This window comes from Nonomuraea sp. NPDC003709, assembly GCF_040610775.1.
In the GTDB taxonomy this organism is placed as follows: Bacteria; Actinomycetota; Actinomycetes; order Streptosporangiales; family Streptosporangiaceae; genus Nonomuraea; species Nonomuraea angiospora_A.
Map to the genome: position 1 here is coordinate 220,592 of NZ_JBEXMW010000012.1, position 17,298 is coordinate 237,889.

Consider the following 17,298-nt stretch of genomic DNA (forward strand, 5'->3'; position numbering starts at 1 on the left):
GTTTATCGTCCCTTCAGCCCCTCTATGCACAACGTTCACTCGTGCGCTCCAATGTGTCCGCCCGGGAGCATGCCGCTTTATGGGCTCCTTATGCACATAAGAAGGGACTGCCAATGGCAGCACGAAAGTCACTGGGCGGTTTAGGGGGCCGGGCGCGTTTCGCCCTGGCCGCCTCGATCGCGACGCTGCTGGTGAGCAGCTTCGTCACGGCCGCGTACGCCGACCCGGGGGCGGCGGAACAGGACAAGGGCCGGCCCAGCCCCACGCCGACGACCACCGCCGTCCCGAGCCCTCCGACGCTCACCCCCGCCGGCGGCTCGTACCTGGAGGGGACGGCCAAGGTCGCGGCGGTCCCGACCGCGGCCGGTGACAGCGTCACGAAGCTCGCGGTCGACGACACCGCGCTCAACGCCACCCGTACGGTGGGCGTCTCCAAGCTCCGCTTCGACGTGGGCTCGAACTCGACGGAGGCGCAGTACCACAGCTACGTGCTCGTCAACGGCGAGTACCGCAGCGAAATCGGCAACTTCGTCAACGAGCGCGCGAGCATCGACATCCCGAACGAGCGCCTCGTCAAGGGAGAGAACACCGTCGAGATCGTCGTGGGCGCGATCCCGTCCTCGTGCGGCACGAACTACGACGACTTCGTCCTGTCCGACGTGGGCCTCGAACTCCTCGGCGAGGTCGCGGACGGCGAGGACAACCCGTACACGCTCTCCTTCGGCGACGGCAGCTGCGGCACGAACACCACGCTGCTCAAGCGGGCCACGCTCAAGTTCTTCGTCCAGGGCGACCCGCAGGGCACCACGGGCCTCGCCGCGGACCTGGACACCGCGACGCTGTCCAACGGCGAGCACACCATCACCGCCACGACCGCGGCGGGCGTGACCGTCAAGAACACCGTGACCGTGAACAACGCCCCGGCCGGGGCGCCGCGCCTGCTGCCGACGGACGGCACGCTCGTGGCGGGCACCAAGCCGGTCTTCGCGAATGTCCCGGCGAACAGCGCGGGCGGCGTCAAGTCCCTCACCGTGGACGGCGAGAAGCCCGTCACGAAGCCCACCCTGGGCAACGGCGCCGCGATGCTCAGCTTCGACGTGGGCGCGGACGGGATCGAGGACAAGTACGACAACTTCCTCCTCGTCAACGGCAAGCGCATCGACCTGGGCGGCACCTGGGCGAGCCGGCGCGTGACCATCGCGGTGCCGGCCAAGTTCCTGGTGCCCGGCGACAACACGATCAAGGTCGTCACCGGCGACGCCAAGGAGACCTGCGGCAACAACCGCGACGACTTCACGATCACCAACCTCGAGCTCACCCTCGACGGCGCCACCGTGACCGGCCAGGACCTCAAGCCGTCGTACGAGATGGGCGACGGCACCTGCGGCAGCAGCCAGACCCTCCTGCGCGAGGCCGAGCTGCGCTACAAGATCGACGCTCCGGCGGCGCCGGTCATCGAGACGCTCGGCTCGGGCCAGGCGACCTTCAGCTTCAACGTGGGCAGCAACTCGATCGAGGCGCGCTACCAGAACTTCCTGCTCGTCAACGGCCAGAAGATCGTGCTCGACGGAGACTTCGTCAGCAAGCGCGTCGACTTCACGATCCCGAACGAGTTCCTGGTGCCCGGCTGGAACACGATCGACTTCGTGGCCGGCACCTTCCCGACCTCGTGCGGCAACAACCGCGACGACTTCGCGATCTCGAACATCGCGCTCACCCCGGCGCAGGGCACGGCGACCGGACAGCTGCTGAAGACCTCGTACAGCCTGGGCGACGGCAACTGCGGCGACAACGTGAACCCGCTCACCGAGATCGACCTCGAGTTCCTGGTGGACGCCCCGGCCCGCGGCCTGCGCGCGGACCTCGACACCACCGCCATCAAGGACGGCAAGCACAAGCTCGCCGCCGAGTCGGCCACCGGCGAGGTCGCCACCCGCACCCTGATCACCGACAACTCGGCGCCGAAGGTCGCCAAGAGCGTCCCGGCCGAGGGTGAGAAGATCACCGCCTCGGTCGTGCTGGACGTCAAGCTGGAGGACGCCTCCGGCGTCGTGTCCGGGCCGGACGTCAAGCTCGACGGCCAGCCGATCGAGCTGGGCGCCCAGGTGGGCCCGGGGCTGCGCGCCGGCAAGCACACCCTGGCCGTGACCGGCGCCGACGGGCTCGGCAACACCACGGCCCGCGAGGTCGTGTTCGAGTCCGCGGGCATCCCGGACGCGCCGGCCGAGCTGAGCCCGGCGCGGGGGGCCACCGATGTGTCGGACCCCGTCACGCTCTCGGCGAAGGTGGCCGAGCCCGACGGCGGCCAGGTGACGGCCACGTTCAACGAGGCGAAGATCCTCACCCCGGAGCAGGCCTACCAGGGCACGGCCCAGTCTCTCCCGACGACCCTGCGGGTGCCGGGCGAGAAGCGCGTCAAGACCGACGGGCTCGAGCCGGCCGACGGCAAGACGCTGGACGCGCCCTCCGGGCAGGACCTCGTCTACCAGCGGTACGACGTCGAGGTGCAGGGTCACGTGGACTCCCCGGTCCTGCGCTGGGAGGGCGCCATCGACCCCGAGCGCCTGGCGGGGCTGCGGGCGTGGAACACCAAGTCCAAGGCGTGGGAACTGCTGACGAGCGCCCGCGGCGCCGCCGAGGGCAAGACCGTGCTCACGGCGGTCGTCGACGACGACTACATCGACAGGCAGCAGGTCCACGTCATGGTGACGGGTGAGGACCCGTTCGCCGACGACATCGACCCCGGCGACCCGAACGGCTTCGCCGACCCCTCCTCCTACGACTTCTCGATCGTCCACTACACCGACACGCAGTACATCTCCGAGGGCGCGGTGGAGCAGGAGACGGCCGAGGAGCGCGCGGTGTGGGAGTCCGCCTACGCCGGCGTCGTCAACTGGATCAAGGACAACAAGGACCAGCGCAAGATCTCGTACGTCGCGCACACCGGCGACATCATCGAGAACAACATCCGCAAGCCCGCCGACGAGGCCACGCAGCAGCAGGTCGTCGGCGAGATGGAGGTGTCCTCGAAGCAGCAGAAGGTGCTGGACGACGCGGGCATCCCGAACGGCGTGATCGCCGGCAACCACGACAACCAGTCCGGCACCGAGAACGGGCCGGAGGCGATCTACAACAAGTACTACGGTCCCGGCCGGTACCAGGGTGCGTCGCAGGGCTGGCAGCACGCCAAGTACGGCGGTCCGTGGAAGGAAGGCGACAACCAGAACCACTACGACCTGTTCTCCGCGGGCGGGCTCGACTTCGTCGTGGTCGGCCTGTCGTACGGCGTGACGAGGGAGGAGGCCGAGTGGGCCGACTCCGTCTTCAAGAAGTTCCCCAACCGCAACGGCATCCTGCTCTCGCACGACTACCTCGTGCCGAGCACCAACCCGGACGGCCGCGGCGCCGGCTTCTCGGCTCCCGACGGCTCGATGCTGTACAAGACGGTGGTCGAGAAGAACGCCAACGTCTTCCTCATCCTCGCCGGTCACGAGCACGGCGTGGGCACCAACGTGAAGCCGAAGGTGGGCCAGGTCGGCAACGGCGTCGTCGAGCTCCTGGCGGACTACCAGTTCTACACGGTCTCGGCCGACCGGCTCGGGCTGACCGCGATCGGCGGCTACAACCCGCAGGACCAGCTCCAGTTCGGCGCGAGCTTCTTCCGCATGCTGCAGTTCAACGTCAAGCGGTCGGAGCTGAGCGTGGACACCTACTCCCCGCTGCTCAACGAGTTCGGCGCCAACGAGTACGACCCGCTGCGCCGCTACAACGGGCTCGAGGACAACATGGTGCTGCCGGTCGACCTCACCTCCCGTACGACCACCTTCCAGACCGACTCGCTGGCGATCTACAAGCCCACGCGGGTCATCGGTAAGAGCACGGTCACCTCGGGCCAGGTCGCCTCGGTTACCTGGAAGCGACTCAAGGACGACACGGCCTACGCCTGGTTCGTCACCGCGCGCTCCACCGGCGGCGGCGTGACCGCCTCCGAGCCGAGCGTCTTCGTCACCAAGGACGAGCACGGCCGCCCCGGCACGTGGGGACCGGACTCGCCCATGTACCACTGGTTCAACCGCTAACTCAATCCCCGCCGCCCCCGGACCCCGGTCCGGGGGCGGCCCTTCATCCCCTACATGGAGAGACGAGACATGCGCCGCATGCGCTGGTTGCCCGCCGTCGTCCTCGCCCTGGTCCTCGGCGGTGTGCTGGCCGACCTGGCGCGTCCCGCCCCGGCGGCGGCGCATGACGCGACCACGACCGCCCACGCCGAGGTGACCGGCTCGGGCCTGAACGTCAAGGCCGTGCTCGACCTCGAGTACGACCTCCTCATGAAGTCGGCCTGGCTCTACGCCGAGGCCTACGACGCGAAGGAGCGGACCGAGCAGCTCCGCCAGCTCAAGATCAACCGCGATGCCGTGACCGACTATGTCTCGCGCCGCTTCGCCGTGGCGTACGCCGGCAAGCCCTGCACGCCTGCCCAGGTCGGCGACGCGGACATCCGCGTGCGCGGCAAGGCGGCCTTCGCCGTGCTCACCTACGCCTTCGCCTGCCAGGGCGAGAGCGGGGGGACGCACGAGATCTCCAGCGCGCTGTTCCCCGACGCCGAGAGCTTCGTCCACAGCACGAAGACGATGGTCCGCTACGAGCTCGACGGCGAGACGGGCTCGGCCGTCCTGGAGGCCACGGCGCCGACGGTGAAGGTCGGCGAGCACCAGGCGTCGAGCCAGATAGGGGAGTTCTTCGTGCTCGGCGCCGAGCACCTGCTGTTCGGCCTCGACCACATCTTCTTCCTGCTGGCCCTGGTCATCGGGGCCCGCCGCCTGCGCGACGTCGTCGTCACGGCCTCCGCCTTCACCGTCGCCCACAGCATCACGTTCCTGCTGGCGGCGATGGGGGTCGTGGACGTTCCGGGAGCGATCGTCGAGCCGGTCATCGCGGTGTCGATCATCGTCGTGGCGGTCGCCAACCTCCTGGGCCGCGACGAGGACAAGCTGGGCAAGTGGCGGCTGCCGATCGTCTTCGCCTTCGGCCTGATCCACGGGCTGGGCTTCGCGGGCGCGCTCGACATCAAGGAGAGCGGGTCCTGGGGGCTGCTCCTGTCGCTCCTGAGCTTCAACCTCGGCATCGAGGTGACGCAGCTCGTGCTCATCGCCGTGCTCTTCCCCCTGCTGGCGCTGCTGCGCCGCACGTCCGCGGCCCGCTGGGCGGTGGCCGCGATCTCGGTCCCCATCGTGGCGGTCAGCCTGTACTGGTTCTTCGACCGCATCCCGCTGCCGCTCTGACGGTTCCGCCTACCTATGAGGTAATCGACGCCCTTACGTGCACCCCGGCAGGATGGTTCCCATGAGGCCGCCGGGGCGGCGGCCCGCTGACGAAGGAGCAAGCCATGAGCGCGTACGCCCTCGCCCACCTGCGTCCCGTTGCGGAGCCGCACGAGGAGGTGTTCCAGTACATGGAGCGCATCCAGGCCACCCTGGATCCGTTCGGCGGCAGGTTCGTGGTGCACGGGGCGCCGGTGGAGGTGCGTGAGGGAGAGTGGCCCGGCGGGCTGGTGATCATCGAGTTCCCGTCGATCGAGGAGGCCCGCGAGTGGTACGACTCGCCTGCCTACCAGGAGATCCTGCACCTGCGTGCCGACCACATCCCCGGTGACCTGGTGCTGGTGGACGGCGCGGAGCCGGACCACGACTCGGCGGCGATGGCGGCCGCGATGCGGGCCGCGGCGAACCGCTGAGGTCCCGCCAAAGGTGAACGCGGCATGCACGTTTTGTTAGGAAACGCGTCATTTGCACCCTCTACCGTGCCGGGCATGAAACGCATCTCCCTGGCGGTAGGCGCCGCCGCGCTGGCCGTGGGCATCGCCGCGACCGGTCCCGCGTCCTACGCCACCGCTGCCGCCACGCCGGACGGCGCGGGCCGGGCCACGCTGACCGGGTTCGCCTCGCTCCCCGCGCAGACCTTCGTGCCCGGCAGCGAGCCGTCCGGCTCCCAAATCGGTACGGCTCCGATCAACGGGGTGACCCCGCCCTTCTCCGGCCAGCCGGTCCAGGGGTTCAGCGGCATCGTCCGGCGCGGCGACGGCACGTTCGACGTGCTGTCCGACAACGGGTACGGGAACAAGGCCAACAGCGCCGACTTCCTCCTGCGCGTCCACCGCATCAAGCCGGACTTCCGCGCGGGCACCGTGAACGTGCTCGGCGGGTTCAACCTGTCCGACCCGCAAGGCCGGGTGTCCTGGCCGCTGACCAGGGCCGACCGCAAGCTCACCGGCGCGGACTTCGACGTGGAGTCGATCGTGCGGGCCGATGACGGCACGTACTGGATCGGCGACGAGTTCGGCCCGTTCCTGCTGCACTTCTCCGCGCGGGGCACGCTGCTGGAGGCGCCGATCGAGCTGCCGGGCGTCAAGGCGCCCGAGAACCCCACGCTGAACGGCGCGACCTCCAACCTGGCCGGCAGCAAGGGCTTCGAGGGCATGGCCCGCTCCGCGGACGGGCGGTGGCTGTATCCGCTGCTGGAGGGCACGGTCAACGGTGACCCGGCGGGCACGCTGCGGATGAACGAGTTCGATGTGCGCAAGCGCGCCTACACCGGCAAGCGGTGGACGTACCGGCTGGACAGCCCCGCCAACGCGATCGGCGACGCCATCGCGGTGGACCAGCACCGCTTCCTGATCATCGAGCGGGACAACAACCAGGGCGACGCGGCCGCGCTCAAGCGCGTCTACCTGGCCGACAGCCGCGACCGCGACCACGACGGCGCCATGGACAAGACCCTGGCCGCCGACCTGCTGGACCTGGCCAACCCCAAGGGGCTCGGCGGGTTCGGCGAGACGTTCCGCTTCCCGTTCCAGACCATCGAGGACGTCGTCATCCTGGACGACCGCACGCTCGGGATCCTCAACGACAACAACTTCCCGTTCTCGTCGGGACGCACGCCGGGCCAGCCGGACAACGACGAGTTCATCACCGTCCGCCTGCCCTGGCGCCTGCACGCCCGCTGACGGGCGGGGGTCTTCCCGGCGGCCCGCCGGGAAGACCCTCAGGCCGAGGTCATGTGGTTTGACTGGCGGGCGAGCCAGGTGGTCGGGTGCCGGCGGATCTGGTCGATGGAGGTCAGCGCGGCGCCGATGACGGCGGCGTCCGGGCCCAGCAGGGCGGGCCGGAGCGTGATGGGCGCCCAGGCGGCGGTCAGCACGCGCCGGTCGATCTCGGCTCTGGCGTTCGCGGTGAGCCAGGACGCCAGCAGGGAGAAGCTGCCGCCCAGCAGCACGGTGTCGATGTCGAGGATGTTGAGCATGTCGGCCAGCGCGATGCCCAGCGCGGTGCCGGCCGCGTCGAGGGCGGCGATGGTGGCGGGGTGGCCCGCCTCGGCCCGGCCGGTGGCGGCGGCGTCGGGGGTGGTGCCGGCCGGCGCGGGCTCGTCGCCGAGGACGGCGGACAGGCTGGCGTACGTCTGCAGGCAGCCGCGCGAGCCGCACGGGCAGGCGTTGCCGTCGGGATAGACCGTCACGTGCCCGAGCTCGCCGCTCCAGCCCCGGGCGCCGCGCATGAGCTGCCCGTCCAGGACGATGCCGGCGCCGATGCCGAGCCCGCCGGAGACGTACACGAAGCTGTCGAGGGTGTTGTCGCTGGCGTAGAGCTCGCCGAGGGCCGCCAGATTGGCCTCGTTGTCCACAGTGATCGGCAGGTCGAGGGGATGGAGGGCGTCGCGCAGCAACGCCTGGGCGTCGACGTCGCGCCAGCCGAGCTCGGGCGCGGACTGCACGGTGCCCGCCTGCACGGGGCCGGGGACGGCGAGCGTGGCGGTCAGGACGGTCAGGTCTTCGGCGGCGGTGGCGTCGATGGCGGCCCGGGCCATGTGGGCCAGCCGCCCGAGCACGTCGGGAGCGCTCCAGCCGGAGTACGTCGCGGGGGTGAAGGCCAGATGGCGGACGGTGCCGGTGAGGTCGACCACGCAGGCCGCCAGGCCGTCCGCGCGGATGTCGAGCCCGAGCCCGGCCGGCCCCTTCTCGGACAGCGTCAGGCCGACGCGGGGCCGCCCCGCGCGTCCGTTGTGCGACAGGCCGGCCTCGGTGATGAGCTTGCCGGCCAGGAGCTCCTCGGCGATGCGGGTGATGGTGGGGCGGGTCAGCCCGGTGGCCGAGGCGAGCTCGGTGCGGGAGATGGGGCCGTCGGCGGCGAGGATGTGGCGGAAGACCAGCTCGAGGTTGAGGGTGCGCAGGTTTTCCTGCCTTACGGGTTCTTCGGACTGGCGGGGCCTGCTCGGCCGGACGCGCGCGGTCATGCGGCCGACCGGGCGGTGCCGGCGAGCTCGGCGGCCGTGGCGGCGGTGACGGCACCGTCGATCACCACGGTGACGACGTGCCGGTCGATGCTCTCGCCGGGCGCCAGCACGAGCGGCTCGTCCCAGGCCGGAGACGAGCAGACCCCGAGGTAGTCGCGGGCGCGGACGAACCACCTGTCCCGCGCGCCGGCCTCGTCGGCGTGGGTGAAGAGCGTCGTCCAGGGGCGGCCGTCGCGGTCGCGGCCGGTGACGGCGACCCAGTCGGCGTCCTGCCCGTGGACGCGCCGGACGTCGGCGCCGTCCGGGCTGAGCACCTGCGCGGCGCCGTCGAAGGCGGGGCCGCGCCAGAAGACGCCGCCGTAGCCGGCGCCGACCCGGCCCAGCGCCGCCGGGGTGCGCCACGGCAGCGGCCGGTCGGTGGCGTTGGTGAGCCGGGTGTGCACGCTCAGGGACCAGGCGGTCTCGTCCACCGGCCGGCAGGCGATCGAACGCTGCTCCCGCAGCAGCGTCGCCTGGCGCGGGTCGGCCCATTCGAGGGTGTGGTGCAGCTCGGTGTTCGTGCGGCGCAGCCAGCGCTGGTGGCGCTGGGTGCCGTGGTTGTCCAGCCAGGCCGGGCCGTGGCCGGCGACGAAGGTGCGCCCGCCCCAGAAGTTGCACCCGTCGAGGTCGGGGGCGGCCACGCTGATGCCGAACTGGTGGGGGTGCGAGTCGGGCGCCGCGTCGGTGACGGTGACGCCGGCGAGCGTGCGCACGGGATGGAGGTAGGGGCGCGGGGACGCCGACAGCGGCAGGTCGGGCTCCCAGACGTACTCGGCGACGTCCTGCCCGCGCAGCCTCAGCACGGCGACTCCGCGCGGGCGGTCGGTGCGCGCGGGAGGTACGCCGGGAGCGTGCATGGTCGTATCGCCGCCTCTCTGGGCCTCGACGAGGCCGAGGGTCTTTCCCCAGGGTTGAGCGTACGACACTTCCCGGTTCCCCCAGTTTCGAGATCGGCGGGTGTGCAGGGCGTGCCCCGGTGGGGTCACGTGGGACGGGACGCCGAGGTCAGCGGCAGCCCGAGGTCGTCGAGGCGGACGGCCTTCCCGGTGCGTAACGACTCGTTGCCCGCGACCCCGGTCAGGACGCTCGCGGCGCCGTCGAGGAACCCGGCCTGCCGGCGCAGCGGGTCGCCGGAGGCGCCGCGGAACACCTCGTCGAGCAGCATCGTGTCGCCGCCACCATGCCCGCCGCTGGGCCCGCCACTGGGCCCGCCACTGGGCCCGCCGCCGCCCTCGGGGATCGGCACCTGACGGGCGGGCTCCCAGTGCCGCTGCAGGAGGAGCCGCGCGCCCCGGCGGCGCGGCTGCTCCGGCTCGCCGTCCTGGCCGCCGTCCGCGGCGCGGGCGTCCACGGCGGTGGCGGCGGCGATGGCCGCGCTGGTGGCGACGGGCTCGACGTGGGTGCGCTCGACGACGTCGAGCTCGATGCGCCCGCCGGTGCCGTTGATCGCCACGCGATATCCCTCCCAGGGGCAGTGCGCGTGCAGCGTGTACGACATCGACGCGCCGCGGCGGTAGCCGACGACGACGTTGAGGTTGTCCTCGATCGTGATGCCGTCGGAGAACACGTCGCGGTCGCGGATGTAGCCGTCCAGATGCTCGCCGTCCTGGTAGAGCAGCCGCAGCCGGTCGTCGGCGGCGATGTCGAGCGCGAAGGGGTCGCTCGGCCCGGCGGCGTCCCTGCTGCGCTCCGGGCGCGGCCCGAGCCCCCGCCTGCGGGCGTTGTCCGAGCCGTAGAACCGCAGGCCGCCGCGGGCGTACACGGTCTCCGGCAGGTCGGCGAGCCACCAGTTGACCAGGTCGAAGTGGTGGCTCGCCTTGTGCACCAGCAGGCCGCCGGAGACGGCCTTGTCGCGGTGCCAGCGGCGGAAGTAGTCGGCGCCGTGCACGGTGTCCAGGCACCACTCGAACGTCAGGGAGGTGATCTCGCCGATGGCGCCCTCGGCGATGAGCCGGCGCACCAGCGCGTTCCGGGGCGAGTACCGGTAGTTGTGGGTGAGGATCAGGCCCGCGGTGCCGGCGGCGAGCGCGTCGCGGATCTGCCGCAGACCGGCGACGTCCACGGTCAGCGGCTTCTCCGACACCACGTCCGCGCCCTCGCGCAGCGCCTGGCCGATGTAGGCGGCGTGGGTGGCGTCGGGCGAGGTGACGACCACGACGTCCGGCCGCTCCCGGTCGAGCAGGCGGCCGAAGTCGCCGGGGTCGTAGTGCGCCATCCGCAGGTCGGGCCTGGTCTCGCCGACGAGACGGTCGTAGTACGCCATGCGCACCTCATTGGTGTCGCAGAACGCCACCGGGTGACCGACGTCGGAGTACGGGCCGAGCAGCGCCCCCAGGTACATGCGGGCACGTGAACCGGTGCCGACGAAGGCGTAGCGGCGAGGTCGGGCCATGCGTTTCGATCCCCTATTTCAGGCCGGTGGTGGCGATGCCCTTGACCAGGTACTTCTGGCCTGCGATGAAGAACCCGATCACGGGCGCGAGCGACAGGAACGACATGGCGAACATCTGCCCCCACTGCGACTGCCCCTCGGAGTCGATGAACTGCCGCAGGGCCAGCGGCACGGTGTACAGCTCGGAGTCGGTCAGGTAGATCAGCGGGCCGAAGAACTCGTTCCACACCGAGATGAACGTGAAGATCGCCGTGGTGGCGAACGCCGGCATGCACAGCGGCATGATCACCTTCCAGAAGGTGCGGAACGGCCCGCAGCCGTCGATGCGGGCGGCGTCATCCAGCTCCTTGGGCAGCGCGCGCATGAACTGCACCATCAGGAAGATGTAGAACGCGTTGGTGGCCAGGAAGTTGGGCACGAGCAGCGGGTAGTAGGTGTTGAGCCAGCCCAGCTTGGCGAAGACGATGTACTGCGGCACCAGGAGCACGTGGCCGGGCAGCATCATGGTGCCGAGCATCAGCGTGAAGAACAGCTTGCGGCCGGTGAACTTCAGCCGGGCGAAGCCGTACGCCGCCAGCGAGCAGGACACCAGGTTGCCGATGATGCTCAGCACGACGATCACGAACGAGTTGGCGAGGTAGACGCTGAACGGCTGCTCCAGCGCGGTCCACCCGTCCAGGTAGTTGGCCGGGTTCCACTCGGAGGGCCACAGCGACAGGTCGGTGAAGATCAGCCGGTCCGGTTTGAGCGAGCTGGAGATCAGCCACGCCAGCGGGTACATCATGACCGCGCCCACCACGCAGAGCAGCACGTGCTTGGCGTACCGGGAACGGCGGGTCCGGCCCACGCGCTCGACGAAACTTTCCTCAGTTGTCATAGAAGACCCAATACTTCGCGGCCAGGAAGTTGACCGCGGTGAACGCGGCGATGATCACCAGCAGCATCCAGGCCATGGCCGAGGCGTAGCCCATGTTGAACTGCGAGAAGCCCTGCTGGTACAGGTACAGGTTGTAGAAGAGCGTGGAGTTGGCCGGCCCGCCGGTGCCGCCGCTCATGACGAATCCCTGGGTGAAGGTCTGGAACGACGAGATCAGGGACTGGATCAGGTTGAAGAAGATGATCGGGCTCAGCAGCGGCAGCGTGATCGAGCGGAACTGCCGCCACCGCGAGGCCCCGTCGATGGCGGCGGCCTCGTAGTACATGCCCGGGATCTGCCGCAGCCCGGCCAGGAAGATCACCATGGGGGAGCCGAACGTCCAGATGTGCAGGACGATGAGCGTGGTGAGGGCGTAGTCGGGGTCGGTCGTCCAGCCCGGCCCGTCGATGCCGAACCAGCTGAGGAACGCGTTCACGATGCCGTCGAGGCCGAAGATGTAGCGCCACAGCAGGACGATCGCGACGCTCCCGCCGAGCAGGGAGGGCAGGTAGAAGACCGCCCGGTAGACGGACAGGCCCCGGATGCCGCGGTTGAGCAGCATGGCCACGCCCAGCGCCGCCGCCAGCGACAGCGGCACCGACACGAACGTGTAGACGAAGGTGACCTTCAGCGACTGGTGCAGCACGGGGTCGCGGAGCATCTCCGCGAAGTTGTCCAGCCCGATCCACTTCGGCGCGTTGAGCAGGTTGTAGTCGGTGAACGCCAGATACAGCGAGGCGAAGAACGGGATGACCGTGAAGAGCATCCCGATGAACCACGGCAGCAGGAAGAGGTACCCGGCCCGGTCCTGGGGCGGCCTGGCGGGGCGCCCGCGCCGCGGCCCGGCGGACGCCTCCGCTCCGGTGACGGGCCGGTCCAGCACCGGCGCGGCCTTCGACCCGCTCACCCGCCGAGCGCCTTCCCGCCCGCGTCGAGGAACGCCGCGGCGCCCTGCTGCGGCGTCTGCCGCTTGAACTCCACTTCGGCGGCGATCGACTGCAGGCTGGAGGCGATGCTGCTCGACCCCGGCGGGTACGTGTAGGAGCGCGGCAGCTCCTCCTTCTGCAGCCCGATCAGGTAGTCGGTGGCGACCTGGTCGTCGGCCGCGAGGCTCGGCCTGACCTCGGTGGCCACCTTGGTGTTGGCGGGCACGCCGCGGGTCGTGCCGGTCGCTCTGGAGGCGTCCGGGTCGTTGATGAGGAAGTTGAGCAGCTTCAGCGTCTCGGCCGGGTGCTTGGACTTCGCGGCGACCGACCACAGGGCCGGGGTGTCGATCGACTGGCCGCGCCGCTTCTCGGTGGTCTCGCCGGGCATGCGGAGCAGGACGAGATTGCCTCCGGCGGCGGCGTTGTAGCCCAGGAAGTTGTTGGTGGGGATGATCTGCGACGCGATCGCGCCCTTGGCCAGGTACGACTGCTCGGCGCCGCCTCCCACGTTCTCGAAGAACCCGGCCGGCGGGAACCCGCCGTCGGCCCGCATGGACTGGAACATCTCGAACCAGGCGACGAGGGTGGCCTCGCTGATGCCGAGCTTGCCGTCGGCGGTGTAGAAGTCCTCGCCGCGCTGGCGGGTGAACACGATGAGGTTGGCCAGCGTGTACGCCTCGAACCCGGTGCCGTACACCTTCTTGCCGCTGGCCTTGCTGATCTCGCGGGCGAAGGTGGCCAGGTCCTGCCAGCTCCAGGTGTTCCCGTCCGGGATCTTCACGCCGTACTTCTCGGTCAGCGCCTTGTTGACGACGAAACCGATGCTGTTCAGGCCGGAGGCGACGCCGAAGTTCTTGTCGCCGACGGCCGCGAGCGCCCGTACGCTCTCGCTCAGCCCGGACAGGTCGACCGCGCCGGCGTGCTGGTTGAGGTCGAGCAGCGCGCCCCGGTCGGCGTACTCGCGCAGGCTGTCCATGCGCATCATCATCAGGTCCGGCGGGTTTCCGGCGGCGAAACGCGTGGCCAGCTTGTCCTTGTACGGGCCGCTGTCCTGATACTCGGTCTTCACCGTGACGCCGGGGTTCTTCTTCTTGAACACCTCCAGCGCGGCCTGCGTCTTCTGCGCCCGGGAGGCGTCGCCCCACCAGACCATGTTCAGCTGGACGCCGCCGCCACCGGATCCGTCGCCGCCTCCGCCGAAGCCCCGGCCGCACGCCGCCAGGCCGAGACCGAGGCCGGACAGACCGGCCAACTTCACCAGATTCCTTCGGCTTAACGACATCGGGGCCATTCGAGCGGATCGAGGGGTCATCTGGGCGCGGTCCCTTCGAGAGGGCGCCGGCGAGCCGGCGACGAGACGTCCTGGGGGGTAGGGGGAAGGTCACGTTACGTCGGCATTTCGGGTTACGTCAACCCATGAAACAAATAGAGGCAACCGTTTGCACCGTCCTGAAACGACAACGGGGCGGCGGGTTCACCCCGCCGCCCCGTTGCTCGCAGGCCGTTACTTGTTGACGTGTCCGTACAGGAACACGGCGGCCTTCTTCAGCTGGGCGGCGCTCGCCCGGCCGGTGCGGTGCCGCTCCGCGGCGGCGATCGCCTGCTTCAGCGTCGTCTTCCCGGACACCTTGGCCGAGCCGTTGTAGACGCCGTGCGCGTAGTTCAGCCACGCGGCCAGCAGCTCACGGTCCAGCAGCGCCTTGGCGGCCTTGCTCTTGGTGGCGAGGGCCTTGTACGCGGTGGACAGCGTGGTGGCGTCGGTCAGCTCGGGGAAGACCTTGCTGCCGTTCTGCGCGATCGCGAGGTAGCACGACAGCGTCTGGTCGCTCAGCGAGCCCTTCCCGCGCAGCATCTCCTTGGCCCACGCCTTGGCGCTCAGCGGCTTGGTGCCCTTGCCCCGCGCGCAGTCGTCGGGGGTGGGCACCGGCACCGGCTCGGCGTCCGTGCCGGGGTCGGTCGGGCGGTTCGACGGGGTCGGCGCCGCGGTCGGGCTCGGCGACTTCGTCGCGGTGGGCGTCCCCGTGGGGGTCACCGTGGGCGTCACGGTGGGAGTCGCGGTCGGGGTCGGCGTGGGGGTCGGGGTGGCGTCCGGGGTCCACGGCATCGCCCTGGCGACGTCGATCCGCTTGGTGGTGACCGAGGTGCCGCCGCTGGTGTAGGTGATGTTCTTGCCGGTGGCCTTCAGCTTGTCGAGGAGCTGGTCCATGGACAGGTTCGGGTACGCCTGGCGCATCACGGCCAGCGCCCCGGCGACGTGCGGGGCCGCCATCGAGGTGCCGTTCATGGAGCCGAACCCGTTGCCGGGCACCGAGGAGTTGATGCCCACGCCGGGCGCGAAGAAGTCCAGCAGCGGGCCGCGGTTGCCGAACGAGGCCACCGCGTCGTTGTCGTCGGTGGCGCCGACCGCGACCGCCCGGGAGATGCAGGCCGGGCTGGAGACGCCGTCGGTGAAGCCGTTGTTGCCGGAGGCGACGACCGTGGCCACGCCGAACTGCTGCAGCCAGACGATCTCGTCCCGCAGGCCGCCGAATTCGGGGTCGTCGTCGCAGGGCTTGGTCTGCTTCGGGCCGCCGCCCAGGCTCAGGTTGGCCGCCACGACCTTGTAGGCGGCGTGGACGCTGTCCACGTACTGCAGGGCCAGCTTCTGGTCGGAGGTGTAGCTGAGGAAGCACGGGGCGCTGGTGCCCAGCTCACCGCAGATGGGGCCGTTGAAGCGGGTGAAGACCTGGACGGGCAGGATGCCCGCTTCGGGGGCGACGCCGTCGGATGGAGCGTTCCCGGCCTTCTTGCCCGCCGCGATGCCGGCCACGTGGGTGCCGTGGGCGCACTTGTTCGCCCCCTGGACCAGGCACTTGGGGGTCTTGGCGTCGGCCGAGCCGGGGCCGGTCTGGACCGGCAGGCCGTTCGGGCACAGCGACTCGGCCTGGATGGCGGGGTCGTTGTCGACGGTGGAGAAGCAGGCCTCGTTCACGATCCGCCCGGCGAAGAACGGGTGGTCGCGGTCGATGCCGGTGTCGACGATGGCGACGGTGGAGCCCTTGCCGGTCCAGCCCGTCTTGTTGGCCCAGTCGGAGCCGATCAGCTTGGTGCTGACGTCGAGCGAGGGCGCGCTCAGCTCGTCCTCGTAGATGGACTTGATCCGGTCGTCGGTCTTGAGCTTGTCGAGCGTGGCCTGGTCCAGGGAGGCGACCAGGAACTCCTTGGAGCTCGTCCGGTCGATGACCTTGGTCTCTTTCGAGGCCTTCTCCGTCTTGTCGGCCACGGCCGCCAGGCTCTCGCCGCCCTTGATCTCGATGATCGCGCGGACCTTGTGGCCGCTCTTCACCTCGGCGGCGAGGCTCTTCGCGACGGCGGGATCGTCCGCGGCCGCCTGCGCGGGCGACGCGGCGGCCAGGGCGCCCGTCATCGTGGTGGCGAGCATGGAAACGCTCGCCAGCAGAGACCGTAGTCTCACTGATCCTCCGGAGGAACGGGCCCGTCTCGTCCGGACGGGGCTGCGTAAGGGGAGCGGGACAGCATCGAGTGCTCAGCCAGCTGCCGGTGTCGAACAAGATCCCCTTTGAGTGCGAGGAACAGGCTAGGAGGTTATGCGGAGGATAAGTAGGAATGAGGTGATTCCGTTATCTGGAAATCTCCGCAGGTCACATGGGTCGGAAGCCGGACGTGTGCCGCATCCGTGAGATAATGCTCTTATCGGAGCCCTCTCGGCCCCGGGCGCAGCCCGGGCGGGAGGGTTTTTTCATGCCCGCCCTCACCACGTGACCCGCGGCGGGCGTCTCCCCCTCCACCCCATCAAGGAGTGCCCCTATGGACCTCGGTCTGACCTGCCCGCGTTTCCTCTGGTCCGGTGGCGACGCCGCGATCGCCGACAAGTTCGCCGCCGTCGCCCGCGGCGCCGACCAGGCGGGGCTGCGCAGCCTCTGGGTGATGGACCACTTCTTCCAGATCCCCAACTTCGGCTCCGCGGAGGACCCGATGCTGGAGGCGTACGGCGCGCTGTCGTACGCCGCCGCCCTCACCAGCCGGGTGAGCCTGGGCGCGCTCGTGACCGGCGCCGTCTACCGCGCGCCCGGCCTGCTGATCAAGCAGGTCAGCACCCTGGACGCGCTCTCCGGCGGTCGTGCCGTCCTCGGCATCGGCGCCGGCTGGTACGAGCCCGAGGCCCGCGGCCTCGGGCTGCCCTTCCCGCCGCTGGCCGAACGGTTCGAGCGGCTCGAGGAGACCCTCCAGATCGCCAGGCAGATGTGGAGCGACCAGGACGGGCCGTACCGGGGCCGGCACTATAGCCTGGAACGTACGCTCAACGCGCCGCAGGCCGACCCGCCCATCCTCATCGGCGGCAGCGGGGAGAAGAAGACCCTCCGCCTCGTCGCCCAGTACGCCGACGCCTGCAACTTCCTGTACGGCGCCGACGTCCGGCACAAGCTCGGCGTCCTGCGCGCCCACTGCGAACGCCTGGGCCGGCCCTACGAGGACATCGAGAAGACCCTCCACATGCGCATCCCCGAGGGCGAGAGCGTCGAGCAGAGCGTCCGGCGCTGCGCCGAACTCGCCGCCCTCGGCATCGACCACGTCATCGTCGCCGTGCCCGACCCCGCCGCCGATTCGTGGCTGACCCACTTGACCGAACTCGCCACGCGGATATCCACCATCACGCCATTCGGTCGTAATAGGAGCAATTCCGGCTGAATAACTTTGCGCGATGCGATGAATATCGGGTCCGCGTATTATGGAATGGT

At 70.1% G+C, this 17,298-nt stretch carries 12 protein-coding genes; 5 read left to right on the forward strand and 7 right to left on the reverse strand.

The window, feature by feature from the left end; genetic code table 11:
- Positions 1 to 191 precede the first annotated feature (191 nt).
- From ABZX61_RS33470 to ABZX61_RS33485, 4 genes are all read left to right on the forward strand, one after another.
- The gene (locus ABZX61_RS33470; RefSeq protein ID WP_355200120.1) at positions 192 to 4,079 is read left to right on the forward strand and encodes a metallophosphoesterase; all 3,888 of its coding nucleotides are present in this window, start codon (positions 192 to 194) and stop codon (positions 4,077 to 4,079) included.
- A 54-nt stretch (positions 4,080 to 4,133) separates the two neighbouring features.
- A complete protein-coding gene (locus tag ABZX61_RS33475; protein ID WP_350731702.1) occupies positions 4,134 to 5,282 on the forward strand; it encodes a HupE/UreJ family protein in 1,149 nt (382 codons plus the stop codon).
- Between the two features lie 104 nt (positions 5,283 to 5,386).
- Positions 5,387 to 5,734, forward strand: a complete 348-nt coding sequence (locus ABZX61_RS33480; protein WP_350731700.1) for a DUF1330 domain-containing protein — start codon at positions 5,387 to 5,389, stop codon at positions 5,732 to 5,734.
- 75 nt (positions 5,735 to 5,809) lie between these two features.
- Entirely contained in the window at positions 5,810 to 7,003 is a 1,194-nt protein-coding gene (locus tag ABZX61_RS33485; protein ID WP_355200121.1) for an esterase-like activity of phytase family protein, read from the forward strand.
- A 38-nt stretch (positions 7,004 to 7,041) separates the two neighbouring features.
- Here the strand turns inward: ABZX61_RS33485 and ABZX61_RS33490 are convergent, their stop codons facing one another.
- The 7 genes from ABZX61_RS33490 to ABZX61_RS33520 form a co-directional block, all read right to left on the reverse strand.
- Complete coding sequence (locus ABZX61_RS33490; RefSeq protein ID WP_355200122.1) at positions 7,042 to 8,286, reverse strand: ROK family transcriptional regulator; 1,245 nt, start codon at positions 8,284 to 8,286, stop codon at positions 7,042 to 7,044.
- Complete coding sequence (locus tag ABZX61_RS33495) at positions 8,283 to 9,128, reverse strand: PmoA family protein (protein ID WP_355200123.1); 846 nt, start codon at positions 9,126 to 9,128, stop codon at positions 8,283 to 8,285. The genes ABZX61_RS33490 and ABZX61_RS33495 overlap by 4 nt, the downstream gene beginning before the upstream one ends.
- A gap of 179 nt (positions 9,129 to 9,307) precedes the next feature.
- A complete protein-coding gene (locus ABZX61_RS33500; protein ID WP_355200124.1) occupies positions 9,308 to 10,717 on the reverse strand; it encodes a Gfo/Idh/MocA family oxidoreductase in 1,410 nt (469 codons plus the stop codon).
- 13 nt (positions 10,718 to 10,730) lie between these two features.
- Positions 10,731 to 11,501 carry a carbohydrate ABC transporter permease gene (locus ABZX61_RS33505; protein WP_355200225.1) on the reverse strand — a complete coding sequence of 257 codons (771 nt, stop codon included), beginning with the start codon at positions 11,499 to 11,501 and terminating at the stop codon, positions 10,731 to 10,733.
- An 82-nt stretch (positions 11,502 to 11,583) separates the two neighbouring features.
- Positions 11,584 to 12,540 carry a sugar ABC transporter permease gene (locus tag ABZX61_RS33510; protein WP_355200125.1) on the reverse strand — a complete coding sequence of 319 codons (957 nt, stop codon included), beginning with the start codon at positions 12,538 to 12,540 and terminating at the stop codon, positions 11,584 to 11,586.
- Entirely contained in the window at positions 12,537 to 13,817 is a 1,281-nt protein-coding gene (locus ABZX61_RS33515) for an extracellular solute-binding protein (protein ID WP_355200126.1), read from the reverse strand. The genes ABZX61_RS33510 and ABZX61_RS33515 overlap by 4 nt, the downstream gene beginning before the upstream one ends.
- Positions 13,818 to 14,063: 246 nt before the next feature.
- The gene (locus tag ABZX61_RS33520; RefSeq protein WP_355200127.1) at positions 14,064 to 16,013 is read right to left on the reverse strand and encodes a S8 family serine peptidase; all 1,950 of its coding nucleotides are present in this window, start codon (positions 16,011 to 16,013) and stop codon (positions 14,064 to 14,066) included.
- Positions 16,014 to 16,366: 353 nt separating this feature from the next.
- Here ABZX61_RS33520 and ABZX61_RS33525 point away from each other — a divergent pair, with 353 nt between their 5' ends.
- Positions 16,367 to 17,248, forward strand: a complete 882-nt coding sequence (locus ABZX61_RS33525) for an LLM class F420-dependent oxidoreductase (RefSeq protein WP_355200128.1) — start codon at positions 16,367 to 16,369, stop codon at positions 17,246 to 17,248.
- The last annotated feature ends 50 nt before the right edge of the window (positions 17,249 to 17,298 follow it).

Excerpts from the sequence above, each read along its gene's own strand:
- ABZX61_RS33475 (WP_350731702.1), top strand. The coding sequence starts at position 4,134 with ATGGAGAGACGAGACATGCGCCGCATGCGCTGGTTGCCCGCCGTCGTC.
- ABZX61_RS33480 (WP_350731700.1), top strand. The coding sequence starts at position 5,387 with ATGAGCGCGTACGCCCTCGCCCACCTGCGTCCCGTTGCGGAGCCGCAC.
- ABZX61_RS33485 (WP_355200121.1), top strand. The coding sequence starts at position 5,810 with ATGAAACGCATCTCCCTGGCGGTAGGCGCCGCCGCGCTGGCCGTGGGC.
- ABZX61_RS33490 (WP_355200122.1), bottom strand. The coding sequence starts at position 8,286 with ATGACCGCGCGCGTCCGGCCGAGCAGGCCCCGCCAGTCCGAAGAACCC.
- ABZX61_RS33500 (WP_355200124.1), bottom strand. The coding sequence starts at position 10,717 with ATGGCCCGACCTCGCCGCTACGCCTTCGTCGGCACCGGTTCACGTGCC.
- ABZX61_RS33505 (WP_355200225.1), bottom strand. The coding sequence starts at position 11,501 with ATGATGTACCCGCTGGCGTGGCTGATCTCCAGCTCGCTCAAACCGGAC.
- ABZX61_RS33525 (WP_355200128.1), top strand. The coding sequence starts at position 16,367 with ATGGACCTCGGTCTGACCTGCCCGCGTTTCCTCTGGTCCGGTGGCGAC.